Origin of the sequence: Duncaniella muricolitica (genome assembly GCF_910574735.1) — a bacterium.
GTDB classification, from domain to species: domain Bacteria; phylum Bacteroidota; class Bacteroidia; order Bacteroidales; family Muribaculaceae; genus Duncaniella; species Duncaniella muricolitica.
Genome location: NZ_CAJTCF010000065.1, coordinates 1 through 25,381 on the forward strand (window position 1 = coordinate 1; position 25,381 = coordinate 25,381).

The 25,381-nt window shown below is 53.2% G+C and carries 21 protein-coding genes and 1 pseudogene; 7 read left to right on the forward strand and 15 right to left on the reverse strand.

All coding sequences use genetic code 11. The annotated features are described in order from the left end of the window. Nucleotides 1-162: 162 nt before the first annotated feature. The 3 genes and pseudogenes from QGT73_RS13095 to QGT73_RS13105 form a co-directional block, all read left to right on the forward strand. Nucleotides 163-816 (forward strand): annotated as a pseudogene (locus QGT73_RS13095) (SprT-like domain-containing protein); the annotation flags it as partial. A gap of 200 nt (nt 817-1,016) precedes the next feature. Continuing rightward, the gene (locus QGT73_RS13100; RefSeq protein ID WP_280122706.1) at nt 1,017-1,769 is read left to right on the forward strand and encodes a hypothetical protein; all 753 of its coding nucleotides are present in this window, start codon (nt 1,017-1,019) and stop codon (nt 1,767-1,769) included. A gap of 203 nt (nt 1,770-1,972) precedes the next feature. Next, complete coding sequence (locus QGT73_RS13105; RefSeq protein WP_280122707.1) at nt 1,973-3,262, forward strand: mechanosensitive ion channel family protein; 1,290 nt, start codon at nt 1,973-1,975, stop codon at nt 3,260-3,262. A 183-nt stretch (nt 3,263-3,445) separates the two neighbouring features. Here the strand turns inward: QGT73_RS13105 and QGT73_RS13110 are convergent, their stop codons facing one another. The 4 genes from QGT73_RS13110 to QGT73_RS13125 form a co-directional block, all read right to left on the reverse strand. Further along, nucleotides 3,446-4,588, reverse strand: coding sequence for a thioredoxin family protein (locus tag QGT73_RS13110; RefSeq protein WP_280122708.1), 1,143 nt, complete (start codon nt 4,586-4,588; stop codon nt 3,446-3,448). Nucleotides 4,589-4,724: 136 nt separating this feature from the next. Then, on the reverse strand, nt 4,725-5,159 hold the full coding sequence (locus QGT73_RS13115) for an RNA-binding S4 domain-containing protein (protein ID WP_280122709.1): 435 nt from the start codon (nt 5,157-5,159) through the stop codon (nt 4,725-4,727). Nucleotides 5,160-5,333: 174 nt separating this feature from the next. Beyond that, the gene (gene pth / locus QGT73_RS13120) at nt 5,334-5,897 is read right to left on the reverse strand and encodes an aminoacyl-tRNA hydrolase (RefSeq protein ID WP_123617221.1); all 564 of its coding nucleotides are present in this window, start codon (nt 5,895-5,897) and stop codon (nt 5,334-5,336) included. A gap of 145 nt (nt 5,898-6,042) precedes the next feature. Continuing rightward, nucleotides 6,043-6,690, reverse strand: coding sequence for a 50S ribosomal protein L25 (locus QGT73_RS13125; protein WP_280122710.1), 648 nt, complete (start codon nt 6,688-6,690; stop codon nt 6,043-6,045). Nucleotides 6,691-6,894: 204 nt separating this feature from the next. Here QGT73_RS13125 and QGT73_RS13130 point away from each other — a divergent pair, with 204 nt between their 5' ends. The 3 genes from QGT73_RS13130 (at nt 6,895) to yihA (ending at nt 10,422) form a co-directional block, all read left to right on the forward strand. Next, nucleotides 6,895-8,421 (forward strand): DUF4301 family protein, encoded by a 1,527-nt coding sequence (locus QGT73_RS13130; protein ID WP_280122711.1) that lies wholly within the window; start codon nt 6,895-6,897, stop codon nt 8,419-8,421. Between the two features lie 144 nt (nt 8,422-8,565). Next, nucleotides 8,566-9,642: a GNAT family N-acetyltransferase gene (locus QGT73_RS13135; protein ID WP_280122712.1), complete on the forward strand. Its 1,077-nt coding sequence runs from the start codon at nt 8,566-8,568 to the stop codon at nt 9,640-9,642. 177 nt (nt 9,643-9,819) lie between these two features. Beyond that, nucleotides 9,820-10,422, forward strand: a complete 603-nt coding sequence (yihA, locus tag QGT73_RS13140) for a ribosome biogenesis GTP-binding protein YihA/YsxC (RefSeq protein WP_123617225.1) — start codon at nt 9,820-9,822, stop codon at nt 10,420-10,422. Nucleotides 10,423-10,601: 179 nt separating this feature from the next. On the opposite strand, the gene QGT73_RS13145 is transcribed toward yihA, so the two are convergent. From QGT73_RS13145 to panC, 7 genes are all read right to left on the reverse strand, one after another. Further along, a complete protein-coding gene (locus tag QGT73_RS13145; RefSeq protein WP_280122713.1) occupies nt 10,602-12,143 on the reverse strand; it encodes an alpha-N-arabinofuranosidase in 1,542 nt (513 codons plus the stop codon). A 434-nt stretch (nt 12,144-12,577) separates the two neighbouring features. Further along, nucleotides 12,578-14,206, reverse strand: a complete 1,629-nt coding sequence (locus tag QGT73_RS13150) for a DUF6056 family protein (protein ID WP_280122714.1) — start codon at nt 14,204-14,206, stop codon at nt 12,578-12,580. Beyond that, the gene (locus QGT73_RS13155) at nt 14,203-15,273 is read right to left on the reverse strand and encodes a CapA family protein (protein WP_280122715.1); all 1,071 of its coding nucleotides are present in this window, start codon (nt 15,271-15,273) and stop codon (nt 14,203-14,205) included. Before QGT73_RS13155 ends, QGT73_RS13150 begins: the two co-directional genes overlap by 4 nt. 136 nt (nt 15,274-15,409) lie before the next feature. Beyond that, a complete protein-coding gene (gene folD, locus QGT73_RS13160; protein WP_280122716.1) occupies nt 15,410-16,291 on the reverse strand; it encodes a bifunctional methylenetetrahydrofolate dehydrogenase/methenyltetrahydrofolate cyclohydrolase FolD in 882 nt (293 codons plus the stop codon). Between the two features lie 219 nt (nt 16,292-16,510). Continuing rightward, a complete protein-coding gene (gene ffh, locus QGT73_RS13165) occupies nt 16,511-17,845 on the reverse strand; it encodes a signal recognition particle protein (protein WP_280122717.1) in 1,335 nt (444 codons plus the stop codon). Nucleotides 17,846-17,947: 102 nt separating this feature from the next. After that, complete coding sequence (panD, locus tag QGT73_RS13170) at nt 17,948-18,304, reverse strand: aspartate 1-decarboxylase (RefSeq protein WP_280122718.1); 357 nt, start codon at nt 18,302-18,304, stop codon at nt 17,948-17,950. Continuing rightward, the gene (panC, locus tag QGT73_RS13175; protein ID WP_280122719.1) at nt 18,305-19,150 is read right to left on the reverse strand and encodes a pantoate--beta-alanine ligase; all 846 of its coding nucleotides are present in this window, start codon (nt 19,148-19,150) and stop codon (nt 18,305-18,307) included. It abuts the gene before it with no gap. 143 nt (nt 19,151-19,293) lie between these two features. On the opposite strand from panC, the gene recR reads away from it, so the two are divergent. Next, nucleotides 19,294-19,923, forward strand: coding sequence for a recombination mediator RecR (gene recR / locus QGT73_RS13180; protein ID WP_280122720.1), 630 nt, complete (start codon nt 19,294-19,296; stop codon nt 19,921-19,923). A gap of 134 nt (nt 19,924-20,057) precedes the next feature. Here the strand turns inward: recR and QGT73_RS13185 are convergent, their stop codons facing one another. The 4 genes from QGT73_RS13185 to QGT73_RS13200 all read right to left on the reverse strand — a co-directional run bounded on the left by QGT73_RS13185 (nt 20,058) and on the right by QGT73_RS13200 (nt 25,109). Continuing rightward, a complete protein-coding gene (locus QGT73_RS13185) occupies nt 20,058-20,567 on the reverse strand; it encodes a GNAT family N-acetyltransferase (protein ID WP_280122721.1) in 510 nt (169 codons plus the stop codon). 104 nt (nt 20,568-20,671) lie between these two features. Next, nucleotides 20,672-21,613: a thioredoxin-disulfide reductase gene (trxB, locus tag QGT73_RS13190; protein ID WP_280122722.1), complete on the reverse strand. Its 942-nt coding sequence runs from the start codon at nt 21,611-21,613 to the stop codon at nt 20,672-20,674. A 53-nt stretch (nt 21,614-21,666) separates the two neighbouring features. Then, nucleotides 21,667-22,278: an outer membrane lipoprotein periplasmic chaperone LolA1 gene (gene lolA1 / locus QGT73_RS13195; RefSeq protein ID WP_280122723.1), complete on the reverse strand. Its 612-nt coding sequence runs from the start codon at nt 22,276-22,278 to the stop codon at nt 21,667-21,669. Further along, nucleotides 22,275-25,109 (reverse strand): FtsK/SpoIIIE family DNA translocase, encoded by a 2,835-nt coding sequence (locus QGT73_RS13200; protein ID WP_280122724.1) that lies wholly within the window; start codon nt 25,107-25,109, stop codon nt 22,275-22,277. Before QGT73_RS13200 ends, lolA1 begins: the two co-directional genes overlap by 4 nt. Nucleotides 25,110-25,381: the final 272 nt, after the last annotated feature.

Sequence of the window (25,381 nt, forward strand, 5' to 3'; positions counted from 1 at the left end):
AAAAAAAAAACAAATATGCAAGTAAAATAATGTTTATTTTCTTGATATTCAATAGCTTTTATGAGCGTCAAATGCGAAGTGATAATTGAACGTTAAGCTGCTATTGTTTCGTCATAATATGAGTACGGCATACCTACCTGAGTAGTTACGAAATTTGACCACTACAACCGACTTATATTCCGCGGACGGTTGCCGCGCATACCCATAAGGCTGAGCAATGCCAAGACCTATCTCGGACAATGCGTATCACAGGTAATCACGCTGCCCGACGGACGTAAAGAGCACACTGACTTCGAGCTGCGCATCTCCACCCGTCTCGACCTCGCACCCGACACCATCGACGACACCATCATCCACGAGATGATACATTATTTCATACACTACAACGGACTGCATGACACCTCGGCCCACGGCCCGCTGTTTCGTAGCCTCATGCACAGCATCAATATAGCCCACGGACGCAAACTGACCATAAGCCACCGCTCTACGCCCGACGAACGCGCCTCGGCCGACTCTGCGCCACGATGGCATGTCATAGCCATACTGCGACTCAATGATCCTGATCCCGACAAAATTGGTGTCAAAGTACTTCCACGCACTACCGACAAAATCATACAGTATTACCATCGTGTCCTTGCGGCCCCGCAAGTTGCCTCCATTGACCTATATCTCCATAGTGCCCCTTTCTTTAACCGTTATCCCGTCTCGGCAGCCATGCGCTATCATCCTGCATCGCTCTCCGAGGTCACTCCTCATCTTGCCGACGCACGTCGCCTCACTGTTGAAGGTTCAACTATCACTTATGTTAAACATTAACATAGGTTTATATTTGTTATTGTTGGTTAAATAATTTGGGGTGGTAATTTTTATTCGTATATTTGCTTTTGTTAAATAAATTTAGCATGTTTTTGAGCTAAACTACTATCACTTTATAGGTCTAAACCAAAAATTTTATCACAATAAACAACAAAACAGTGCTTATGAAGAAAATTTTTACTCTTATTGCAACTGCATTCATGGCATTTAGTGTTAATGCTCAGTCAGACATAACATTCGGCATCTATACATATGGTGGCACAGGCACAGGCACAGGCACCGGCACTGGTACCGGCACAGGCACTGGAACCGGCACAGGCACTGGAACCGGCACTGGAACCGGCACAAGCTCATCTGTAACTACACCGTTAACAGGTCTTATCGGCTACACCGAGAGGGGTACTTGCACTTATCAGGTTGTAAACAATGGGACGGATACTTATACCATCAAGAACTTTTTGGGTGGATCCGACTATTCGTTTACGATTACCGATACAAATGGTGGTAATAGCAATGTTGTCGGTAATACTATAACAATAAATGAGTTGGGTAAATATACAGCCCCGGCCGATTACATCACATTCTCCAAAAACGGAGTTGAGTCAATACGCATCAAGAATGTAACTCCGACGCCAAATAAGACCAATAGTAAATTGAGCAAAAACGGAGATGAGCTGATTGTCAGATTCGTTGTGTCATATAATAGTTCATTTCAGACCTACAGCAATGGTCAGTGGAGCAATATGGCAAGCGTAAGTCAGATATTTATTGGTGGTGTAATTCCTAAAATCAAGGATAGCGGTTCGAGTGCCATCGAGGATGTGATTGACAATGACGACAACGCCCCGGTAGAATATTACAACCTTCAGGGTGTTCGCATCAATGAGCCAGCAGCCGGTCAGGTGGTAATCCGCCGCCAGGGCTCGAAGGTCAGCAAGATCGTAGTGCGCTAAGCATACAAAAGTTTCAGAAGGACAGAAGAAACAAAAGTCTTAATATAAAACGACAGGAGTACAGGAGTTATAATCGCCTGTACTCCTGTCTTTTGATTTGTACTTCTGTCATAAGATCAAAATGCTTTTGTTTCTTCTGTCCTTCTGAAACTTTTGTATCTCTTGTCTTGTTGAAATTATACACGTTTTAACGAGATAAAGCCATGCTTATAGCTGAAATCATCCCCTCACACAAAGTAGCGCAATGGCTGCTTGTACACATCCACAGGCTGCTTGATATTGTAGGCCTTGAGAAAGACAAGATGACCGAGGAAATCATCTATGTGGCCATAATCGTAGTCACCGCCATGCTTCTTGGCTGGCTTCTGAGCTATGGCATACGACTGTTGATACGCAAGATTGTTGACGTGCGTTCGCCTCAGCTCGCAGCCGATCTGAAAGAGAAACATGTGTTGATACGCTGCTGCCGCATAGTGCCGCCGCTTGTGATTCTCGCGTTGCTGCCGTTTGCCTTCACTGGCGACTCGGTACTCAATACCATAATAATACGGGCCCTATTGGTCTATATATCCGTTACGGTGTGTATGGCCATATGCTCGGTGCTTTCATTCGCATGGCTGAGATTTGACAAGGAACGCAACACCAAAAATCTGCCCATCCGCGGCATCCTCGACACCGTGATAGGCATTCTGTGGGTCATCACCGCCATAATATGTGTGGCAATCATAGTCGACAAGTCTCCCGCGGCACTTCTCACCGGGCTGGGCGCGTTTGCGGCCGTGCTGATGCTTGTATTCAAAGACAGCATACTCGGACTCGTAGCCGGTCTGCAACTGTCGCAAAACGATATGCTCCGCGTGGGCGACTGGATTGTGGTGCCATCAACCATCGCCAACGGCATCGTGATCGATGTGTCGCTGACGGCCGTCAAGGTGCAAAACTGGGACAACACCATCGTGACACTTCCTCCCTATACTCTCATCTCGGGGTCGTTTCAGAACTGGCGCGGCATGAGCGACAGCGGTGTGCGTCAGATAGCCCGCTCGATACTTGTCGACATCTATTCGGTGACTCAGACAACGCCCGATTTTATCAAAAAGATGGTGGCACAGTTTCCCGAACTCAAGACTTATGTCGACAAGGTGCAGGCTGCCGGCCATCCGATATTTGACCCCGGACTGGCCACTGTCAACGGCACTGTCGATACCAATCTGGGACTCTATCGCGCCTATTTGTGTGAATGGCTTCTGGGTCATCCGTCCATATCGTCGAACCGGCAGATACTCGTGCGCCTGATGGCACCGACCGACAACGGTATACCGCTTCAGATATGGTGCTTTACATCCACCACGGCATGGACAGCCTACGAGGCTATCCAGAGCGCGCTCTTTGAGCATATAGCCGTCACGGCTCCTGTCTTTGGCCTGCAGATCTACAACGATACCTCGGGCGCGGACGTGCTCACCATCGACACGAGGAAAATCGGAGACTGAAAGTATAGAGATACAAAAGTATCATAAGGACACAAGAAACATAAGTTTTTTTGAATTAAAGATTCTGACAAATTAAAACGACAGGAGTACAGGAGATTATTAATTTATCTCCTGTACTCCTATCGTTTATTCCTAAAAACTTATGTTTCTTTTGTCCTTATGAGACTTTTGTATCTCTAATTTCTAATTGAGTGACTGAAGGTTGTGTTCGAGCATTTCGAGAGGAGTCTGTTTCTGACGCCCTGCGGGGAGTGTCTGGTCAGTGCGACGACCCGACTTGATGTCGTCGACGCGAGCCTGGATGATTTTTTTAATACGTGCGCGCACCTGTTGGTCCTGACACTTCTCGATCAGCGAAGCCGACTTGAAACTCAGTGTCATGTCGGGCATGTCAAGCGAACTGTCGGCCATATAGCTCTCCATGGCATCCATGTAAGCGTTCCAGTCGCCGTTGCGCTCGGCATAGCTCATGAGAGTGTTGAGGCGATAGTGCTCGGGGCGCGGGATGTTGCACTCCTTGATGAGAGCGATGAAGTCGTCGAGCTTCTTTTGGTCAAGAGTAAAGCCGCCGTTCTGATTCTTACGTACGATGGAGCGGGAGTAGCGGTTGAGCACATTGCCGATTTTATCGTTATATACTTTCTCGCCGAGCAGCGAAGCCATCGACTCGCGGTTTTTGGCAGCGTAGACAAACGAGGGCGCGTAGGGATTGGTGATATATTTCACAAAGACCTTGCACAGAGTGGTGTCAGAGGCAAAAGTCTCGGTCTGGCCCTCGAGCATGGCCTCGGCCACAACGTTGGCCTGCTGTGAGCGATAGACCTTGCCGAGATATTCGAGGTAGTCGAGCATAAACTGACGGTCGCGGTCGCCGGCCTTGAAACGGGCTTCCATGGCCGCGGGACCGTTGTCGCCTATATTGTCGTTGACGCGCTTGATGAAGCCCTTGGCATCACCGCCGCCCACAAATCGTGCGGCCTCGGTGCCGTCGTTGTTGAAGATTACAAAGGTCGGATAAGCGTTGACCTGCAGACGCTCTGCGATCTCGGGGCCCTCGCCCTGCTCCATGTCGATTTTAATCGACACGAACTTGGGATTCATGAAGTCGCCCACTTCCTGTGTGGGGAATATCTTGTTGGCCATCATCTTGCATGGACCGCACCAGGAGGTGTAACAGTCGAGAAACACCATTTTGCCCTCCTTTTTGGCCTTGTCGATGGCATCCTGGAGACGGGCCTCGTGAGGCATGAACTCAATGCCCTGGGCCGACATTGACAGCGCGCTTGCGGCCATGAGGGCCAGCGAGAATAACTTGCTTAATTTCATTGATGGATAAATGTTTGGTTTAGATAAAACTTCGGAGGCAAAGATAAGTGTTTTTCCCAATAATCAAATGCAACAAAAGCCCAAAAGTTACGTCCCCGACAAAAGATTTTTCTAAACTAAAGTGTGGTAAGTCGGTCTATCGCGTGTCGTTGGGGTAGTCGTCATCATCGTCGAGGAAGTCGAAGTCCCAGCCGTCGGAGAGTGATTCGGTGAACTCGGCGAGGTCGCGGCCTTCGCGCTTGGTGGGGCGGCCGAGGCCTTTGCGACGGTCTATGAAGCCTGAGATGCGCACTACGTCGAGGAGGTCGAGCTCGCTCTTGGGGGTGATGTTTTCCATGTAGTCGGGCACGAGACGTGCGCCGAGCCGGTTTTGCGCGAGGGCTTTGACTCGGAATGAGTATGTTACAGGTGGCTTGCGGACGTTGATGATGTCGCCTTCCTTGATGGTGCGGGAGGGTTTGACGGCGACTCCGCCCATGAGTACCCGCCCTTTTTTGCATGCTTCGGTGGCTACGGTGCGGGTCTTGAATATGCGCATGGCCCAAAGCCATTTGTCAATTCGTACTTCCATGTTGTTATTTGGCCTGCGGCCAAAGGTTATAAGGTTATTTTTTTGCCTTGTGGCAAGGTTATGAGGTTATAAGGGGAGGCTTGGTCGGCGGAGGGTTGTGTGTGTTCTATACTACAGTCGGAGGTTAACCTTTCAACTTTAACCTTTCAACCTTTAACCTCTATACGTTAGCCTCTATTTATTATTGTAGTCGCACATGGCGCGTTGCATGCCGGCGAGGCAGAAGGTCTTGATGGCGTCGACTGCGACGGGGATGCGTTGGGTGAGGCCTTCACATTCCTGTTCGGTGAACTGGCCGAGTACGTAGTCTATCTGTCCTCCACGCGGGAAGTCGTTGCCGATGCCGAAGCGCAGGCGGGGATAGGCTTGTGTGCCGAGCATCTGTGCGATGTTTTTGAGTCCGTTGTGTCCGGCGTCGCTGCCTGAGCCTTTCAGGCGTATGGCTCCGAAGGGTAGGGCGCAGTCGTCGACGAGCACGAGGATGTTGTCGATGTCGATGTTTTCTTTTTCTTTCCAGTATCTCACGGCGTTGCCTGAGAGGTTCATGTAGGTTGATGGTTTGAGTATGGTGAGCTGGGCGTTTTTGACGCGTGCATGTGCTATGTCGCCGTATCGTTCGGTTGAGAATGTGGCTCCGCAACTGTCGGCGAGGGCGTCGGCTATCATGAAGCCGGCGTTGTGGCGGGTGCATTCATATTCGGGTCCGATGTTGCCGAGACCTACGATGAGATATTTCATTGTGGTGGAGTGGGGGATAGAAAAGGACAAAAGTCTCAAAAGAAACAAAAGTTTTTTCCGGAACCGAACAAAACCTTGTGTTTCTTTTGAAACTTTTGTGTCCTGAAAAAAGTATGAAAACTTTTTTACGCTTTAAATTCAGATATTATTTAGCGTTTGCCTGGGCACCGCGGGCAGCACGTGTGAGCTGTACGGCGCAGACAACGGCGTTCTTGGCGTTGACGAGTTCGAGACCGTCGAAGTGGAGGTCACCGATCTGGAGGGTTTTGCCGAGGCCGAGTGAGTCAACGTTGATGACAACGCGCTCGGGGATTTCGGTGTAGATGGCTTTAACCTTGATCTTCTTCATCGAGAGGTTAAGCTTACCACCGGCCTTCACACCTTCGGCGTGACCTTCGAGCTTGACGGGCACTTCGATGGTTACGGGCTTCTTGTCAGATACTTCGAGGAGGTCGATGTGGAGGATGTTGTCCTTAACGGGGTGGAACTGGATGTCCTTGATCACGGCGTTGCGTGTCTCGCCGTTTACATTGAGCTCGATAGCGAAGATGTCGGGGGTATAGATGAGCTTGCGCACGTCGTCGGCCTTAACCACGAGGTCGGTGGTGATGAGGCCCTTGCCGTTGCCGATCTCTACGATTTTCTCACCGGTCTTGAGTGTGCCGGCATAGGGGAGGTCGATTACTGCACCGCCGTTGAGCACAACGGGGATGAGGTTGGATTTGCGCAGGTTTTTGGCTGCTTTCTTGCCAAGGTCGGTACGGGGCTCGGCGTTGAGCTGGAATGTCTTCATTCTGATTGTTTTTAAATAGTTGTGTTACTCAAAATTAAGTGTTGTTGTTTGCTCCTTAATTTCCCATCACACGGGGGATGCTAAAAAGCGGTGCAAAGGTAGTAAAAAATTTTGTTATTAACAATAAGGTATTTTCGGAAAATTTGCTTAATTTTGAGGCTTAAACAATAGATTTTATCAACTTATCATCATCTATAACATACCATGTTAAGACCTGAAGACAAAGAGCAACTTGCTCAAAAAGGTATCAGCGAGGCTGAGGCCGAGGCCCAGCTCGCGCGTTTCGTAACCGGATTTCCCTATCTGAAAATCAAGGATACAGCCCGTGTTGACGCGGGTATTTTTCGTCTGACCGACGATGAGGCAGCGGCCGCTCTTGACCGCTGGCACGAATATCTGAGCCATGGCGGCGAGGTGTGTAAGTTTGTGCCCGCATCGGGTGCGGCTTCGCGTATGTTCAAGGCTCTCTTCGAGTATGTCGACGGCGGCACTGACGAGCTTAAGGAGGGTACGCCCGTGGCTCAGCTCATTGCCGGTATCGACAAACTGCCTTTCCTTCCCGAGCTTGACGAGGCTTGCGGCCGTCTTTACGGCAAGGGCTACGGCGAGCTGCTCAAGGAGGGTCGCAACCGTGATGTCATAGCGGCTATCGTCAATGCCGACGGCATGAACTATGGCGGTCTGCCCAAGGGTCTGCTTAAGTTTCACTCATATCCCGAAGGGTCGCGCACTCCTGTGGAGGAGCATCTGACCGAGGGCGCGCAGACCGCGGCCAACTCCAAGGGCGAGGTGTATCTTCACTTCACCGTTTCGGCCAATCACCGCGCTATTTTCCAGGCCAAGCTCGATGAGGTGATACCTCAGGCCGAGGCCCGCACCGGCAAGAAGTTTTTTGTGTCGATGAGCGAGCAGAAGCCTTCGACCGACACTATCGCCGCCAATCCCGACAACACTCCTTTCCGCGAGGACGGTCATCTGCTGTTCCGTCCCGGCGGTCACGGCGCGCTCATACAGAATCTCAATGACATAGAGAGCGCGGTGGTGTTTATCAAAAACATCGACAATGTGGTGCCTGATGCGCGGCGCGGCGACACTATTAAATATAAGGAGATACTCGGCGGTCTGCTGCTGGAAATCCATGACCAGATAGAGGAGGACCTCATAGCTCTGGAGGAGAAAGTCTACACCGCTTCTGATCTCAAGGGTATGGTGGAATATATGCGCACTGTGCTCAATATCGATGACCCGCGTCTTGACGACATGGCCGATGATGAGCTGGTAGAGTATATCAAGGGTAAGCTCAACCGCCCGCTGCGTGTGTGTGGCATGGTGCGTAACGAGGGCGAGCCCGGCGGCGGTCCGTTTATAGCTGTCAATCCCGACGGCTCCGCTTCGCCTCAGATACTCGAGAGCAATCAGGTGGATCCCTCCAATGAGGATTACAAGAAGATGATGGCTACGGCCACTCACTTCAATCCGGTCGATCTGGTGTGCTACATCAAGGATGTTCACGGCAAGAAGTTTGACCTTCCGTCGTATGTCGACCCGGCCACGGGCTTTATTTCGTCGAAGTCGAGCCACGGCAAGGAGCTCCGCGCCATGGAGCTGCCCGGACTGTGGAACGGCGCGATGAGCGACTGGAATACGGTGTTTGTCGAAGTGCCGATCTCGACGTTCAATCCCGTCAAGACAGTCAATGACCTGCTGCGTCCGGCCCATCAGATTTCGTAGTCCTCAATTGTTCGATAAAAGATTTTATAGCCCGGATGGGTCGGTTGTATGGTCAGCCATGCGCCCGACCCACTTGCCCGGGTGTGTGAAATTCATTTAAAAATCATCTAACTTCTCGCTCCTCTTCATTGTTATACATCTACTATGAGCAAGAGAGATGATATTATAAAAATCTGGCAGGAGAGTTTCAACGACTCGCGCGCGTATGTGTCGATGTATTTCGACCGTGTATATAGTGACGATGAGGCTGTGGTGCTGACTGACCCGCAGGGTGTCACCGTAAGCAGTCTGCTGTTGCAGCGTTACGGCATGGCGTTTCAGGACGCCGAGTTGCCGGTGAGTTATATAGCCGGAGCGGCTACACGACGTGCCCAGCGGGGCAAGGGCTATATGTCGCAGCTTATGGGCATGGCTCTCGAGGCGTCGGCCGCGAGGGGCGATGTGATGTGCGTGCTCATACCGTCGCGCAGCGCGTTGTATTATTTCTACCGCCGGTTTGGTTTCTCAACCGTTTTCTTCACCAAGGAGCAACGGTTTACGGCCCTGCATTCGTTTCCTGTCGAGGGTGACTATCATGAGATGGAGCACACCGCGGCCGATGACGTGTGGGAGGCGTTTGACCGTTTTCAGCACCTGCGCGAGTGTTACATATTACATTCGCGGCGCGATTTTGACAACATACAGGCCGACCTGGAGTGTGACAACGGTGACTTTGTGGTCATCGGAGCCGATGACGAGGACCGCGGGCCGCGCATAGTGTCGATGGCCTGGGCCGTGAAGCGTGACGACCTGCTGCTTGTCACCGATGTGATGGGCGAGGATGATGATTCGCGCACGGCGGCTCTGAGAGCTTTGCGCAAGCGTTATCCCGGGGTGCCGTTTCTGTTGCTTGGTCGTCCGACCGACACGATGGGCGGACGCCTGATGCCGCGCGGCATGGTCCGTGTGGTCAATGCGGGTATGCTGCTCGAGGCTGTGGCCCGCAAGCATCCGCAGTGGGAGTCGCGCATACGTGTCACTGACCGTCTGTTGCCCGAGGTCAATTCGCATGTCTATATCGTGAAGGGAGGCAAGTGTACGGTCGATGACGCCTATAAGGGGCGGCTTGACCTCGATGTGCCGGTTGATGTGCTGGCCGATATCGCTTTCTCATCGACTGAAATCGGCGATGTGATGCGTTTCCCGTCCGTGAGACCCATGATCAGCCTCATGCTTGATTAATTTTGCCCTTCGGGCAAAAGGTTATAAGGTTATGAGGTTATGAGGTTATGAGGTCATAATGTTGTGAGGCTATAAGGTTATTTTCGGACTTGCGTCCGAAAGGGGCCGGGCTGACAGCTTGCCATTGCCGGGAGTCTCGTCATGGACTGAACTTTTGAATAACTGTAAAAAAAGATTATGATAATCAATTCTGCACGTTTCACTATATCCAACGCTACCCACACCAAGTGTCCGGGTGAGATGCGTCATGAGTATGCGTTTATCGGACGCAGTAATGTGGGCAAGTCGTCGCTCATTAATATGCTGACCGGCCGCAGCAAGCTGGCCAAAACGTCGTCGACGCCCGGAAAGACTCTGCTTATAAATCATTTTCTTGTCAATGAGGAGTGGTATATAGTCGATCTGCCGGGTTATGGTTTCGCTCTTCGCGGCAAGCAGCAGCGCGAGCAGCTCGAGAAGATGATACGCGGATATATACTCGGACGCGAGCAGATGACCAACCTGTTTGTGCTCATTGACTCACGCCATGAGCCGATGAAGATTGACCTTGAGTTTTTCGACTGGCTCGGTGAGAACGGTGTGCCGTTTGCGATAGTGTTTACCAAGCTCGACAAGCTGGGCAATGATGCGGGCCGCCGCAATGTTGAGAAGTATTGCAACCGTCTCTTGCAGACGTGGGAGGAACTGCCTCCGATATTTCTGACATCGAGTGAGACGGGCCGAGGCCGCGATGAACTGCTCGACTACATAGAGCAGCTCAACAAGCTCCCTCTGGAATAGATATAAAAGTTTCAAAAGGACAGAAGAAACATAAGTTTTTTCAGGAATAAACGACAGGAGTTACAGGAGTTAAATTAATAATCTCCTGTAACTCCTGTCGTTTAATTTGTCAGAGTCTTTAATTCAAAAAAACTTATGTTTCTTCTGTCCTTTTGAAACTTTTGTATCTATTCTGTATCTTAGAGTGCGAATGTGATTGTGACGATGCTTTTGGCGGGCAGGGTCATTTTGATGGCGTTTTTGCCGGACTTGGCTCCGTCAAAGGGGCGCAGTGTGACTTTTTCGGGCTGTCCGAAGTCGTTGTAGTCATCAATCGAGGCGGCCGAGAGTATGGAGCCCTGGATGTCGCGGGCCTTGCCGTCGGTGGGTATCTCTACCTCCATGGGTGTGTCGAGGCTGAGGTTGGTGAGCGAGACGGCTATGCGTCCGTCCTTCTGCGAGGCTGTGGCCTGGAGCATGTCGATGTGGCGGTTGTCACGCACGCGCATACTTGAAGTGGCCACGTCGAGAGGTATCGGGGTGGCACCCTGGTGAGGGGTGTACATCTTGAATACGTAATAGGTCGGTGTGAGCACCATTTTGTCGCCGCGGGTGAGCACCATCGACTGGAGCACGTTGGCCACCTGGGCGATGTTGGCCATCTTCACGCGGTCGGCATGACGTTGGAATACGTTGAGCGAGAGAGCGGCCACCATGGCGTCGCGCATGGTGTTTTGCTGATAGAGGTGTCCGGGATTGGTTCCTGGCTCCACGTCCCACCATGTGCCCCATTCGTCGACGAGCAGACCGATACGTTTCTTGGCGTCGTATTTGTCCATTATGGCGGCATGCTTCTCGATTACGGGTTCGATTTCGAGACATTTGCCCATAGTCCAGTAATAATCTTCGGGAGTGAAGTCGGTGGCCGAGCCTTTTGAACCGTCCCATCCGGCCACAGTGTAGTAGTGGAGCGAAATTCCGTCCATATGGGAGTGGGCTTTTTTCATCACGACGTCGGTCCAGTCGTAATCATAGTCACTTGCGCCCGATGCTATCTTATAGAGTCTGTTGTCTGAAAAGTTGCGGCAGTAGGTCTGGTAGCGGCGATAGACGTTGGCATAATAGTCGGGGGTGAAGTTGCCTCCGCATCCCCAGCTTTCGTTGCCTACTCCGAGATATTTGAGTTTCCAGGGCTTCTCGCGTCCGTTCTCTTTGCGCAGACGTGCCATGGGGCCTTCGGCCGCTGTGATATATTCGACCCACTGAGCGAGCTCTTCGACCGAGCCGCTTCCCACGTTGCCGCTCAGATAGGGCTCGCATCCGATCAGTTCGCAGAGGTTGAAAAACTCGTGTGTTCCGAATGAATTGTCCTCGACAGTGCCGCCCCAGTTATTGTTGACCTGTGTCGGGCGGTCTTTGGCCGGACCTATGCCGTCGCGCCAGTGATATTCGTCGGCAAAGCATCCTCCGGGCCATCGCATTACGGGCACTTTGAGATCGCGCAGGGCCTGGAGCACGTCGTTACGGTAGCCTGAAGTGTTGGGGATAGGTGAGTCGGGGCCTACCCACAGGCCTCCGTATATGCATGAACCGAGATGCTCGGCAAACTGGCCGTATATCTCCGGCATGATAACAGTCTTGGGATTGATGTCGGACATTCGCATCGTAATAGTGTCGGCATTGGCTGCGGTCGGTGCTATTAGCCCGATTGTCAGCATGATAGCGTGAATGGATGATTTCATAAGATTATGATTGGTGTTATGTTTTTCACAAAGATACGAAATATTATCAGATATTGGTAATCAGAAGTAATATATAAAATTTAGGAAATTTTAACAAATGTGTCAAATTGTAATTTTTACAAGGTGAATAAATAAAATAATATGGGAATATTTTCACATAATCGGGCGATAATTAATAATTGTAAGTAACGTCGAGCTATTCATTAGATTAAATAAGTGTGAAAAAATTTACGTGAATTTGGAATTTTGGAATAGTTATTATAATTTTGTAGGTGTAAGAAACTTCTACAATTACAAGATATAACACAAAAATCCACTGACGTTAAGTACTATGTGTAAGCTGCGTAGGGGGGCCGCGAGGTCGTCCTACGCTATTTTTATATATTTCTCGATTAGTGAGATGTGAAGGCGGGAGTGCAAGTGGGGTCCCTCTCTTAGTCAAGCCCGATTTTCACCTCTTTGATGCGTGGTGTGAGAAATGGATATTCTTTTATCACGAGCCAGTGTCGTCCGTCAAGTTGGAGGGTGGTAAAGTCGGAGGTCTCGTAGCTGTTCATTCTGTATCGGTCCATGTGGGGCATCAGCATCCGTTCAATGAAATTGAGGTTGTCAGGATTGACGGGATGCAATATCAGTGTGGCCTTGGCCGGTATTGGCCGGCCTGTGATTTCGACCCATGTGGAACGTGTATCGGGGTCAATCAGATGGTTTGTCCGGGTAGTATCTGCATTTGTCAGCATGCTGTATATGGCTCGCGTGAGTATGATTGCGCCCGGTGTGCCGTCGTAGTATGACACGATATATTTTGATTCGGAGAGCGGGCGATTGTACATAGCTTTTGTAATTGTCGACGAGTATCGTGAGGTGTAGCTGTTGCCATAGATATTGTCGGACGTGATGATGGTGTCGCCTGCTATTATCTGACGGCGCATATCTTCAAATGAGTCGAAGTTGGTCTTGGTGTGTGGGATGACTGCTATGAATGATATTGCCATGGCTATGCCGCCTGATAGTGATGAAATCTTTACGGCACGTGCCGATAAGAAACGGCATATAACTGAAAGAAGCAGTATGAGGGCAAAAAATTCGGTCGGAAACCGTGAATGGCCCGTGGTGTGACCCGCCATTACGATGAAGGCAAATGACACCACCCATGCGGTGATGATGATTGAGTGTTTTTTGATGAAGTCACGTGTCTCGGTTTTTGTCACATGTCGCGACACTTTGAGTAAGACGGCCATAATGACGAGCAGAAAGGCTATGCGGATATTTGTCATTGATGACAGTGAGGAGAATATGGACATGAGTGATGCATGCAGGGAGAAGTCACCGCTGTGGCCTATTATGAATCGATAGAGATTGAACGGAGTGAGGCATATAAGCAGTGTGCCGGCCAGCAGGCCCGAGAGCATGGCTATACGCCGCGCATTGAGTTTGTCGCGTCGGAGCACGATGTAATGGAGGGCGCATCCTGCACTGAGACCTGTGGTGAAACCTTCGTTGGTCCAGCCGGTGAGAAAGCCGAATGCAAACCATAACGGAAGGCTCCACAAGGGGGTGACATGAGGGCTGTCGGACGTAATGGAGCGGTAGAATGCAAGTATTATAATCGCGACAAACAGATAGTTGCATGCTCCGGCCATCCACAGGCACGCCTCAAAGACTCCCGGAATGGCAAACCATATGAGGGTGGCGGCAAGCAGTGTGACAGGCAGACGCAGTCTTTTGTCGGGAGTGGCTACGGCGGCAAGGAGATAGCAGAGCAGGATGAATCCGACAGTGGAGAAGATGTTGAAGATACCCTTGCCGGTGATGTCGGTGAAGAGGGCCACAAACATGTGAGGTACTATGCGGGCTACTCCGGCAAAATTGTCGGTATAGAAGCTCATGAATCTGGGCCAGGGATTTACATTGCGTATTTCTTCGGGCGAGTTGATGAAGTGATAGTTGTAGTCATCAGCGTGCAGAGGGGTGAAATGTGATACAATAAAGAAGCCGATGGCAATAAGCAGGAGCAGGGTAAGGAAGGTAAATGTGTTATCAGTCAGGCGTGTTTTCATCATCTTGGTAATATGGCTGTGGTGTCGAGAGGTACATTGATGTTGTGGCGGTCAAAGATGGCGCGTGCGTTGCGCACGAAAGCGTCGCGCCGTGAGTGCATCGAGTGGTGCAGGCTGTCGCTTTCGCTTGGAAGCAGTCTGAAGTTGTCGCCACGGTTGACAGGCGGCTGAACGAAGACCATGCGGTAGGTGGCCGACTTGATTTGGGCCCGGCCATCGGTGTCGCGACCGAGCACTACGCGCACCATGGCACCGCCGCGGGTGTCGGTGGTGCGCATGGCCGAGATAAAGTTGCCGAGCGAGTAGACCGTCAGCACGGGTCGGCCTGTGTGTTTGCTCTCGGTAAGTTCCATGGGCTGGATTACATGGGGGTGTCCGCCGATAATCATTTCCACTCCGAGCGAGTCGAGATAGGCAGCCAGTGACCGCTGTGCTTTTTTGGGAAGGAGACGGTATTCGTCGCCCCAGTGTATGCATGCCACTATCAGTTCGGCCCCTTGGCTGCGTGCTTGCTCGACGTCGCGGGCCATGAGGTCGCGGTCGATGTAGTCTATTTCGATTGGTGAGCGTTTCTCGATGCCGTTGGTGCCGTAGGTGTAGTTGAGAAATGCTATTCTGAATCCGTTGATGTGGCGGATGAAGGGCATATGCTCGTGGCGGTGGGCCGCGTCGCGATATACGCCCAGCCATGGCACGCCCATGGCTTCAAAGGTCGAGATGGTGCGCAGGACTCCGCGGTCATGTCGGTCGAGTATGTGGTTGTTGGCCGAGAGCATGAGGTCAAAGCCGGCATCGGTCAGGGCGGTTACATAGTTGTCGTGGGCGCAAAACATCGGGTAGCCTGAGTAGGGCGGCCCTCCCAGCGGGGTCTCGAGATTGACCACGGCGTAATCGGCCGAACTGATATATGGCTCGAGGGCTGTAAAGTAGGGAGAGTAGTCGAGCGAGCCGTCGGGGCGTCGGGCTGCGTCAATCTGGCGTTGATGCTGCATGGCGTCACCGGCAAATAGGAGCTCGGCCCGGTCGGCGGGAATGAGCAGCGAGCATAATATCAGTAGTATCTCAGTCATAAAAAGTCAGAAAAACGGGGGGATACAAAAGTTTCAGAAGGACATAAGAAACAAAAGAGTTTATTTTACGGTCTGCTGATCAAAACAATCTCCTTTTGTTTCTTATGTCCTTCTGAAACCTTTTGTATTCTACTATTTATTTGTAGATTTCTTTTTTAGCTGCGAGCAGAGTGTTCTTCATGAGAGAGCATATGGTCATGGGGCCTACACCGCCGGGGACGGGGGTTATGAAAGCACACTTGGGGGCCACGTTCTCGAAGTCGACGTCGCCGCTCAGACGGAAACCGCTCTTGCGCGAAGGGTCAGGCACGCGTGTGGTGCCTACGTCAATGATGGTGGCACCCGGTTTTACCATGTCGGCAGTGACAAATCCGGGGCTTCCGAGGGCAGCGATGATGATGTCGGCCTCGAGGCATTTCTCCTTGATGTCGGTCGACGCGCTGTGGAGCACGGTGACAGTGGCGTTGCCGGGGTTGGCTTTCTGCATCATAAGCGAGGCTACGGGCTTGCCGACGATGTTGCTGCGTCCGAGCACCACACAGTTGGCACCGCGGGTGGGCACGTCATAGCGGCGCAGGAGCTCGATGATGCCGGCGGGAGTGGCCGATACGAAGCATGGGAGACCTATCGACATGCGGCCTACGTTGATGGGGTGGAAACCGTCGACGTCCTTGCGATAGTCGATTGCTTCGATGATGCGCTGCTCTGAGATGTGCTTGGGCAGGGGGAGCTGTACGATAAATCCGTCAACATCGGGGTCGGCGTTGAGCGAGTCGATGGCGCGGAGGAGTTCGTCCTCGGTTACGTCATCCTCGTAGCGTATGAGTGTGGACTTGAATCCGCACACTTCGCATGCTTTAACCTTGTTGGCTACATAAGTCTCGGAGCCGCCGTCGTGTCCGACGAGGATGGCGGCAAGGTGGGGGCGACGCATGCCCGAGGCAACCATGTTGTCTACTTCGGCCGCGATTTCACGCTTGATGTCGTCGGCTACTTTCTTTCCGTCAATCAGTGTCATAGATTTACTTGGCCTTCGGCCAAAGGTTATAATGTTAATGTTTTGCCCTATCGGGCAAAGGTTATAAGGTGATAAGATTGTAAGGTTATGAGGAGGGAGATGAGGCTGACGGGTGGTCATGAGGGCGGGCCGGGATTTCTATCATTAGCCTTATAACCTCATAACCTTTGCCCGATAGGGCAAACATTAACCTCATAACCTTCGGGCATAGCCCGAGTATTATCGGCGCATGCCGCGCATGCCTCGCATGAGGGACATGGGATTTTTGATGCCTGTGACGGCTTTCATCATCTTACGGGCTTCCTCAAACTGCTTGATGAGGCGGTTGACCTCCTGTATATCGGTGCCTGAGCCTTTGGCTATGCGCTTGCGGCGTGAGCCGTTGATTATCTCGGGGTGCTGACGCTCCTCTTCGGTCATTGAGCGGATAATGGCTTCAATGCCCTTGAAGGCGTTGTCGTCGATGTCAATGTCCTTGATGGCTTTGCCGACACCCGGTATCATTGAGGCGAGTTCCTTCAGATTGCCCATCTTCTGGATCTGCTGTATCTGCTGGAGGAAGTCGTTGAAGTTGAACTGGTTTTTGGCAATCTTGCGCTGGAGCTCGCGGGCCTGTTTCTCATCATATGCGTTCTGTGCTTTCTCGACGAGCGAAACGATGTCGCCCATGCCGAGGATACGGTCGGCCATACGCGAGGGGTGGAAGAGGTCAAGGGCATCGAGTTTCTCGCCTGTACCCACAAATTTGATGGGCTTTGTCACCACTGTGCGTATCGACAGAGCGGCACCGCCGCGGGTGTCACCGTCGAGCTTGGTGAGCACCACGCCGTCAAAGTCGAGACGGTCGTTAAATTCCTTGGCGGTGTTAACTGCGTCCTGACCGGTCATGGAGTCGACCACAAAGAGAGTCTCCTGAGGCTTTACGGCTTTCTTGATGGCGGCAATCTCCTGCATCATCTGCTCGTCGACGGCCAGACGGCCGGCGGTGTCGATGATTACGAGGTCAAGATGGTTGGCCTTGGCATGGCGGATGGCGTTCTCGGCTATCTCGACGGGATTTTTATTGCCGTCTTCGGTATAGACGGGCACACCGATCTGCTCGGCGAGCACCTTGAGCTGGTCGATGGCGGCGGGACGGTATACGTCGCATGCCACGAGCAGCGGACGCTTGCCCTGCTCCGACTTGAGCTTGCGTGCGAGTTTGCCGGAGAATGTTGTCTTACCCGAGCCTTGCAGACCCGACATGAGGATGACGGTGGGATTGCCCGAGAGGTTGACCTGGGCTGTGTCGCCTCCCATGAGGCGGGCGAGCTCGTCATGGACTATCTTGACCATGAGTTCGCCCGGCTTGATGGCGTTGATTACGTTCTGACCCATCGCCTTGGCCTTGACTTCGTCGGTAAACTGCTTGGCTACCTTGAAGTTTACGTCGGCCTCGAGGAGTGCGCGACGCACGTCCTTGAGAGTCTCGGCGACATTGATTTCGGTAATCTTGCCTTCGCCTTTAAGTATCTTGAAGCTCCGTTCGAGCCTTTCGCTTAGATTTTCAAACATTTTCTCTTATGGTTTTAAGAATGTTAGTGAAGTTAAGGGAGTAGTCTGAAGTAATGACAGCGTTAACAAGGTTGACCTAAATTTAACCCGTCGCTCCGTTAACTATATAGAGATGAGTCTGTTGGTGGCAGTGTCGGGAAATATGACCTTGGGAGAGAAAGTGGTGGCCTCTTCGGGTGTCATCTGAGCGTAACTCATGATGATTACGATGTCGCCCACCTGTACGCGTCGTGCGGCGGCACCGTTGAGACATATCACGCCCGAGCCGCGGGGGCCTTCGATGGCGTAGGTGTCGAGACGCTCGCCGTTGTTGTTGTCGACGATATATACGCGCTCGCCGGGCAGGATGCCGGCGGCGTCCATCAGGTCGCGGTCGATGGTGATGCTGCCTATGTAGTCGAGACGTGCCTCGGTGACGGTGACGCGGTGGATTTTGGATTTTAGTATCTCGAGTGTCATTTATCGTTCATATTTGATATTGTCAATGAGGCGTACGTCGCCGCAGAATACGGTGATGCATCCTACGGGGCGGGTCGAGTCGGTCCATTCGGCTATGGGCTGCATGGTCAGGGCGTCGACTATCTCGTAATATTCCACCTGCATGAAGGGGTAGGTGTTGATGGCGTCGACTACCCATTGGCGTGTCTCGGCGAGCGATGCGGTGCGGGCTTTGATGAGACTTGCGCGCAGGGTGAGGGCGATGACCGGGGCTATGGAGCGTTGCTCGGGAGTAAGGCGCACGTTGCGCGAGCTGAGGGCGAGTCCGTCGGCTTCGCGCTTGATGGGGCAGTCGATGATCTCGAGTGAGTCAAAGCCTTCGAGCTCGGCCATGCGTCGGATGACAGCTATCTGCTGGAAGTCTTTTTCGCCGAAATAAGCGCGTGTGGGCTCGGTGAAGCGGAAAAGTTTGCTGACCACCTGGGCCACTCCGTTGAAGTGGCCGGGGCGCATGGCTCCCTCCATGACTTCGGCCACGGGGCCGAGGTCAAACACGCGGGTGTCGGGCTCGGGATACACCTCGTCGACCGACGGGATAAAAGCGTAGTCGACACCGGCCGAGCTAAGCAGCGCGGCGTCGGCCTCCTCGGTGCGCGGATAGGTGGCGAGGTCGGTGGGGTTGTTGAACTGTGTGGGGTTGACAAACACGCTCACCACTACGGTGTCGTTTTCGCGGCGGGCACGCTCTATGAGCGATAGATGGCCGGCGTGGAGTGCTCCCATGGTGGGTACAAGTCCTATGGTGCCGCGTGAACGGGCATCGTCGAGCTTGGCTTTTAATTCAGCGACTGTGCGAATTATTTCCATTGTTATCGGTTACTGCTGTTGGGAATGATGGGCATATGCCAATCAGATTCAGAGTGCAAAATTAGGCATAATTATCAATTAACGCAAATCTTTATGGGTGTGTGATGAGTTGTCAAAGAGAAAAAAACAGTAATTTTGCAGCCATGCAACAGGAATTTGCCTCAAGGTTATTGGAGGAGGCCGTGACAGAGCTGTCGCGGCTGCCGGGAATAGGCCGCAAGACCGCGCTGCGGCTGGCTCTGCATCTGCTGCGGGCCGACGAACAGGTGGGTGTGGCTCTTGGCCAGTCCATAATAAACATGCGTCGCGGCGTGAGATATTGCGGGGTGTGTCACAACATCTCGGAGACTGATGTGTGTCCGATATGTGCCGACGGCCGCCGCGACCGCTCGACGGTGTGTGTGGTGGAGAATGTCAAGGATGTGATGAGTTTTGAGAACACCGGGCAGTACAGCGGTGTGTATCATGTGCTCGGTGGCATCATATCGCCTATGGACGGTGTGGGGCCCGAGTCGCTCGAGATTGATTCGCTTGAGGAGCGCGTGGCTTCGGGCGAAATCAGCGAGGTGATACTCGCGCTTAGTGCCACTATGGAGGGTGAGACCACCAGTTATTACATATACAGGCGTCTGGCTCCGTATATGGATGTGAAAATCACTCAGCTTGCCCGCGGTGTGTCGGTGGGCAATGAAATTGAGTATACCGACGAGATAACCCTCGGCCGCTCGCTTCTCAACCGCACGCTTTTCTCCGACACGATAAAGAGAAACTGAGCATACAGGGATACATAAGGACAAAAGCCTCAGAAGTAACAAAAGTTTCTATTCATCATTCATGACCGATGGTCAGGTTGGATAGAAAACTCAGGTTGCTTTTGAGGCTTTTGTCCCTTGGGTGTATTTTCCTGTCAGAGCATTTTCTGGTAGAGGTAGGCGTCGGTGTAGGAGCCGGATGAGCGTAGCCATGAGCGTAGGCGGCCCGAGATGGTGTAGCCGGCTTTTTCAAAGAGCGCGCGGCTCGGATGGTTGTCGGCTCCGGCTATGCAGTAGAGCTGATGGAGCGAGAGGTGGCGGCGACAGTGGTCGGCCAGCATCTCGAGAGAACTGAGCGCGTAGCCCTGACGCCGATAGGGGGGTGAGATGAGGATGCCGACGGCACATCGCGAGTTGGCCGGGTCGAAGTCATAGAGGTCGACGGTGCCGATGGTCTCGCCCGAGGGGAGTGCTATCATTAGCCGGAGCTGTCGGGCCGAGTATATGTCGCCGTCGTAGGAGTCGACATAGTCCCACAACTGTTTGCGCGAGTAGGGCGCGAGCGTGCAGCCGACGTCCCATACGGCAGGGTCGTTTTCCCAGCGGTAGAGCGTGTCGACATCAATCGGCTCGAGAGCGCGAAGGGTTATTTGTCTTTCAGACAAAGAGTTTAAAGTTTATGTGGTTTAAAGTTTATGAATAGTAAAGTTAAAAGTTTAGAGCATAAAAATTAAACTCTAAACTCTAAACTTTTAACTTTAAACTTTCACTATGCTTGCTCGGTGAGGAAGCGTTCGACGTCGAGGGCGGCTTTGCAACCCATTCCGGCGGCCGAGATGGCCTGGCGATAGGTGGGGTCGGCTACGTCGCCGGCTGCGAAAACACCTTCGATATTGGTGGCTGTGCCCTGGCCCTTGACCTTGATGTAGCCCTGCTCGTCACATTCGAGTTCGGGACGGAATATCTCGGTGTTGGGGTTGTGACCTATGCCGAGGAAGAAGCCGTCGATGGGGAGGTCGTAGCGACGTTCCTGCTCGGTGCCTACATGCTCCACGAGGTGCGCGCCTTCGACAAATTCGGCTCCGTAGAGGCCTACGGTGTTGGTGTTGAAGAGCACGTGGATGTTTTCTTTCTCTTCGACGCGACGCTGCATCACCTTGGATGCGCGCAGGAAGGGCTTGCGCACGATGAGATATACCTCCGAGGCGAGGTTGCTGAGATAGAGAGCTTCCTCACATGCGGTGTCGCCTCCGCCCACTACTGCAACCTTGCGCTTGCGGTAGAAGAAGCCGTCGCATGTGGCGCATGCCGAGACGCCGAGTCCGTTGTATTTCTTTTCGTCCTCAAGACCGAGATATTTGGCCGACGCGCCGGTGGCGATGATTACGGTCTGGGCCTCGATGGTGAGACCTCCGTCGGTGGTGGCTATGAAGGGACGCTTGGAGAAGTCGATGTGGGTCACGATGCCCGGACGGATGTCGGCACCGAAACGGAGAGCCTGGTTGCGCAGGTCGTCCATGAGCTGAGAGCCGAGCACACCCTGGGGATAGCCGGGGAAGTTTTCGACTTCGGTGGTCTGTGTGAGCTGTCCGCCGGGCTGTATGCCTTCGATTACGAGAGGTGCGATGTTGGCACGCGAGGTGTAGATGGCGGCAGTGTAGCCTGCGGGGCCTGAGCCTACGATGAGGCAGCGGGTCTGGATGTCTGACATGGCTTTGTTGTTAAAGTTTTTTACAGTTGAATATTGATGATTAGGGTAAGAGATTATCTTAGGTCTACGACGTTGACGCCGGGAAAGCGTCGTGAGTCGAAGCGGAAGTCGTCGGCCGGCAGACGTGAGCCTGTGCTGACCGAGCGGATGTCGAGCGTCACCTTCTGATTGTTGGTCATGGCGAGGGTGATGCGTGTGGGATAGAGGGTCTTGTCGTCGATGGTGATGTCGGCCGAAGTGATGTCGGCCTTGGGGTTTTTGGCCTTGAGCCTGACAGCAGTCTTGCCAGCCGGTGCTTTGAGAGGCTGAGAGGTATAGGCGGTGGAGAATGTCTTGATGATGGCCAGGGGATTGATCTGGCTTACTTCCTCGGGAGTAGGGGTGATGATGTTGACTTCGCCTATCTGCGAGGAGTAGGTCCACTGGGTCTTGCCGTCATACCACGAGCGCAGGCCGGGCGACGAGATGGTAAACATGTCGCCCTGTATCACGAGCTGTCCGTCGGCCGAATGACCGTCGGCCGAGACGGTGTAAGTGACATAGAGGCTTGGAGCACTCTTGATTTTGGCGGCGCAACGGTCGAGTATGTCGCCCGAGGCGGAAGCCGCGGAGCCGGCGAGCGCGCAGAGCAGCAGGGGTAGCAGTAGGGTTATGATGCGTTTCATCTGTTGTCGAGTATTCGTTCGAGTGAAATGAGGTCGACGAGCACCGAGCGGGGCTTGCCGCCCTGTGATGCTCCTACGATGCCGGCGGCTTCCATCTGGTCCATGATGCGGCCGGCACGGTTGTAACCTATATTATAACGACGCTGGAGCGATGAGGTTGAGGCGGTGTCGCTCGAGACGATAAACCGTGCACACTCGTCAAAGAGCGGGTCGCGGTCGGTGAGCGAGGCCACCGAAGCGGTGTCGTTGCCCTCGGGCACGTATTCGGGCAGTTCGTAGGGTGCGGTGTAGCCTACCTGTTCGCCGATGGAGTCGCAGATGTCGCTCACCTCGGGTGTGTCGATGAAGGCACACTGCACACGTTCGAGTTTGCCGTTGTTGGAGAAGAGCATGTCGCCCTTTCCTATCAGTTGGTTGGCTCCGAGCTGGTCGAGGATAGTGCGTGAGTCGTTGCCCTGGATTACGCGGAAGGCAATACGGCCGGGGATGTTGAGCTTGATATTGCCGGTGATAACGTTGACGGTTGGTCGCTGGGTGGCTATGATGAGGTGGATGCCGGCAGCGCGGGCAACGGCTGCGAGGCGCGACACGGGTTCTTCGATTTCCTTGCCCTGACGTATGATGAGGTCGGCAAACTCGTCGATGACCAGCACGATGTAGGGGAGAAAACGGTGCTTGTTCATGTTGAGCCGTCGGGCTATGAATTTCTCGTTATACTCCTTGATGTTGCGCGCGCCGGCCTTCTCGAGAAGTTTGAGGCGGTTGTCCATCTCGATGCAGAGCGAGTTGAGCACGGTCACCACCTTTGACATGTCGGTGATGATGGCCTCCTCGTCGGGCAGTGCGGCCAGATAGTGACGCTCGAGTTTGCGGTAGAGGCTCAGCTCGACGCGCTTGGGGTCGATGAGCACAAACTTCAGTTCGGCGGGATGTTTCTTGTAGAGGAGTGATGCGATGATTGCGTTGAGCCCTACCGACTTGCCCATGCCGGTCGCACCGGCCACGAGGAGATGGGGCATCTTGGCGAGGTCGGCCATGAATATGTCGCCCGAGATGGTTTTGCCCAGAGCCATGGGGAGCTCCATCTTGTTGTTGCGGTAAGTCTCGCTGTCGAGTACCATGCGCATCGGCACTACCTGCGGGTCCTTGTTGGGGACTTCGATGCCGATGGTGCCTTTGGCGGGGATAGGAGCGATGATACGTATGCCGAGAGCGGCGAGACGCAACTGGAGGTCGTCGCCGAGGCTCTTGATGGAGCGGGTGCGCACTCCGTCGGCCGGGATTATCTCATAGAGGGTTACGGTCGGGCCTATGGTGGCTTCGATGTGTGAGATGGTCACGCCGCAGTTTTTGAGCGTGTTGATGATGCGCTGCTTGTTTTCCTCCATGGTCAGGACGTCGATGCTGGGACCGCTCTCTTTGGCGGGGCGCAGGAGTTCGATGTCGGGAAAACGGAAGTTGGAGAGGTCGGCGCGCGGGTCGTAGGGGGGGAGTCCGCGCGGGTCCACTATGTCGGCATCGGGGTCGTTGATGACGGGAAGCGAGTCGGCAAAGAGCGGGGTGAGCGGCTCGGTGTCGGTCTCCTGTTCAGTCTCCTGCTCGATGTCGGAGTCGGACGATGGGAAGAGGGGCGAATCAATGTCATCGGAGTCTTCGACAATGTGGTCGGTCGTGTCGGATGTGTCGACAGTTTCGTCTGTATCTGTGTCGGCGGTAGGCTCACTATCGGTTACGGCGGGGATGTCGGCAGTCGGGGCCTCGGCGGGTTGTAACGGTGAGGTAACGACAGGCTGCGGAGCCGGCGAGGGTGTCGGGTCGATGACTGCGGCAGCAGACTGAACCGGCTGAATGGGCTGAACCGGTTCCGGCTGAGTGGCGGCTGAGGCTGCGGCGGCTTGTGCAGCGGCAAGGTCGGCGCGCAGACGGTCGTTCTCTTCACGTAGACGACTGTTCTCCTCATTGGCCTCCTGTATGCGTCGTGATTCGCGTCGGGCGCGTCGCTCGGCCTGCTTGGCGCGATAGCCGTCGAGACCTGAGCTAAGTACAGACCATCCGTTGCGCAATTCGTTGATATACAGCATGACCATCATCGACACCAATATAAGGCTTACGGCTATGGCACCCCATATGCCGGTGTAGTCGATGAGCCGCTGATTGAGCAATTGGCCGTGCATGCCACCCCAGTAGACGGGCGATGCTATCTCGTAGGTGATGAGTCCGGCCACGACGGATATTGCCACCGTGGAAAGCAGACATCTCATGGTCATGCCCCAGAATCCGGGGCGGTAGACGCCTATCATCGAGAGTCCGCACGCACCGAGATAAAAGATGAGTATAAAGGCTCCGACACCAACCCAGTCATAGATGAGTGTATGGGCGAGGAGTGCGCCGAAGCGGCGTCCGGCGTTTTCATACATGTCAAGATTGAGCTCGCCGTTGAGCAGCGCGCTCTGGTCGGAACCGAGAGTGAAAAAGTAAGAGCATGACACCACGAAGGTGTAGGCTGCGAAGAAAAACAGTATGATGCCGAAAAACTTGAACATCCTCATGCCGCTGATTGATGCGATGACGTTCTCAAGCCATGCAGGACGCGAGGGGGCGGCCGGTGGGGCTGTTGTGGTGTCATCGGTCCGTGTAGGCTCCTGCCCGCAGGGTTGAGAGATGGCGGTTGAGGCTGTATCGGTGTCCGGCCGGACGGGTTGTGTGACTGTTGTCGGCTGTGGGTCGGAGGAGGTTGTCGTCCCGACGTGGGGATTGAGCATTTCCTCCGGGTCAAAAGAGGTTGAGTCAGAGTAGGATGACTCGTCTATGGGTGAGTAGGTTGTGGGCATACTGCGGGAGATGGTGTTTTGAAAAGCAAAGTTAATAATTTAGATTTGCAAATTCAAACGTTTTTATGATAATTTTCGGCGGTTATAAAGATTGGGCCGTGGCTGAACATCGGAGGGTGGGAGTGCGTTTGAAAGACAGGATACATATATTATAATATAGAATATGACAATGATTCGGTAAAATTTGAGGTCGTTCAGTCTTGGCTAAGCCGCTAACTGAGCCAACCGATGGTTTATTTTCTGAATTATTTTTAGATGCGGAGATTTTCCGC

Excerpts from the sequence above, each read along its gene's own strand:
- QGT73_RS13200 (WP_280122724.1), bottom strand. The coding sequence starts at position 25,109 with ATGCCCACAACCTACTCACCCATAGACGAGTCATCCTACTCTGACTCA.
- folD (WP_280122716.1), bottom strand. The coding sequence starts at position 16,291 with ATGACACTGATTGACGGAAAGAAAGTAGCCGACGACATCAAGCGTGAA.
- lolA1 (WP_280122723.1), bottom strand. The coding sequence starts at position 22,278 with ATGAAACGCATCATAACCCTACTGCTACCCCTGCTGCTCTGCGCGCTC.
- QGT73_RS13145 (WP_280122713.1), bottom strand. The coding sequence starts at position 12,143 with ATGAAATCATCCATTCACGCTATCATGCTGACAATCGGGCTAATAGCA.
- QGT73_RS13135 (WP_280122712.1), top strand. The coding sequence starts at position 8,566 with ATGAGCAAGAGAGATGATATTATAAAAATCTGGCAGGAGAGTTTCAAC.
- panC (WP_280122719.1), bottom strand. The coding sequence starts at position 19,150 with ATGGAAATAATTCGCACAGTCGCTGAATTAAAAGCCAAGCTCGACGAT.
- pth (WP_123617221.1), bottom strand. The coding sequence starts at position 5,897 with ATGAAATATCTCATCGTAGGTCTCGGCAACATCGGACCCGAATATGAA.
- QGT73_RS13130 (WP_280122711.1), top strand. The coding sequence starts at position 6,895 with ATGTTAAGACCTGAAGACAAAGAGCAACTTGCTCAAAAAGGTATCAGC.
- yihA (WP_123617225.1), top strand. The coding sequence starts at position 9,820 with ATGATAATCAATTCTGCACGTTTCACTATATCCAACGCTACCCACACC.
- QGT73_RS13150 (WP_280122714.1), bottom strand. The coding sequence starts at position 14,206 with ATGATGAAAACACGCCTGACTGATAACACATTTACCTTCCTTACCCTG.
- trxB (WP_280122722.1), bottom strand. The coding sequence starts at position 21,613 with ATGTCAGACATCCAGACCCGCTGCCTCATCGTAGGCTCAGGCCCCGCA.
- QGT73_RS13105 (WP_280122707.1), top strand. The coding sequence starts at position 1,973 with ATGCTTATAGCTGAAATCATCCCCTCACACAAAGTAGCGCAATGGCTG.
- recR (WP_280122720.1), top strand. The coding sequence starts at position 19,294 with ATGCAACAGGAATTTGCCTCAAGGTTATTGGAGGAGGCCGTGACAGAG.
- QGT73_RS13125 (WP_280122710.1), bottom strand. The coding sequence starts at position 6,690 with ATGAAGACATTCCAGCTCAACGCCGAGCCCCGTACCGACCTTGGCAAG.
- QGT73_RS13155 (WP_280122715.1), bottom strand. The coding sequence starts at position 15,273 with ATGACTGAGATACTACTGATATTATGCTCGCTGCTCATTCCCGCCGAC.
- QGT73_RS13115 (WP_280122709.1), bottom strand. The coding sequence starts at position 5,159 with ATGGAAGTACGAATTGACAAATGGCTTTGGGCCATGCGCATATTCAAG.
- QGT73_RS13110 (WP_280122708.1), bottom strand. The coding sequence starts at position 4,588 with ATGAAATTAAGCAAGTTATTCTCGCTGGCCCTCATGGCCGCAAGCGCG.
- QGT73_RS13100 (WP_280122706.1), top strand. The coding sequence starts at position 1,017 with ATGGCATTTAGTGTTAATGCTCAGTCAGACATAACATTCGGCATCTAT.
- ffh (WP_280122717.1), bottom strand. The coding sequence starts at position 17,845 with ATGTTTGAAAATCTAAGCGAAAGGCTCGAACGGAGCTTCAAGATACTT.
- panD (WP_280122718.1), bottom strand. The coding sequence starts at position 18,304 with ATGACACTCGAGATACTAAAATCCAAAATCCACCGCGTCACCGTCACC.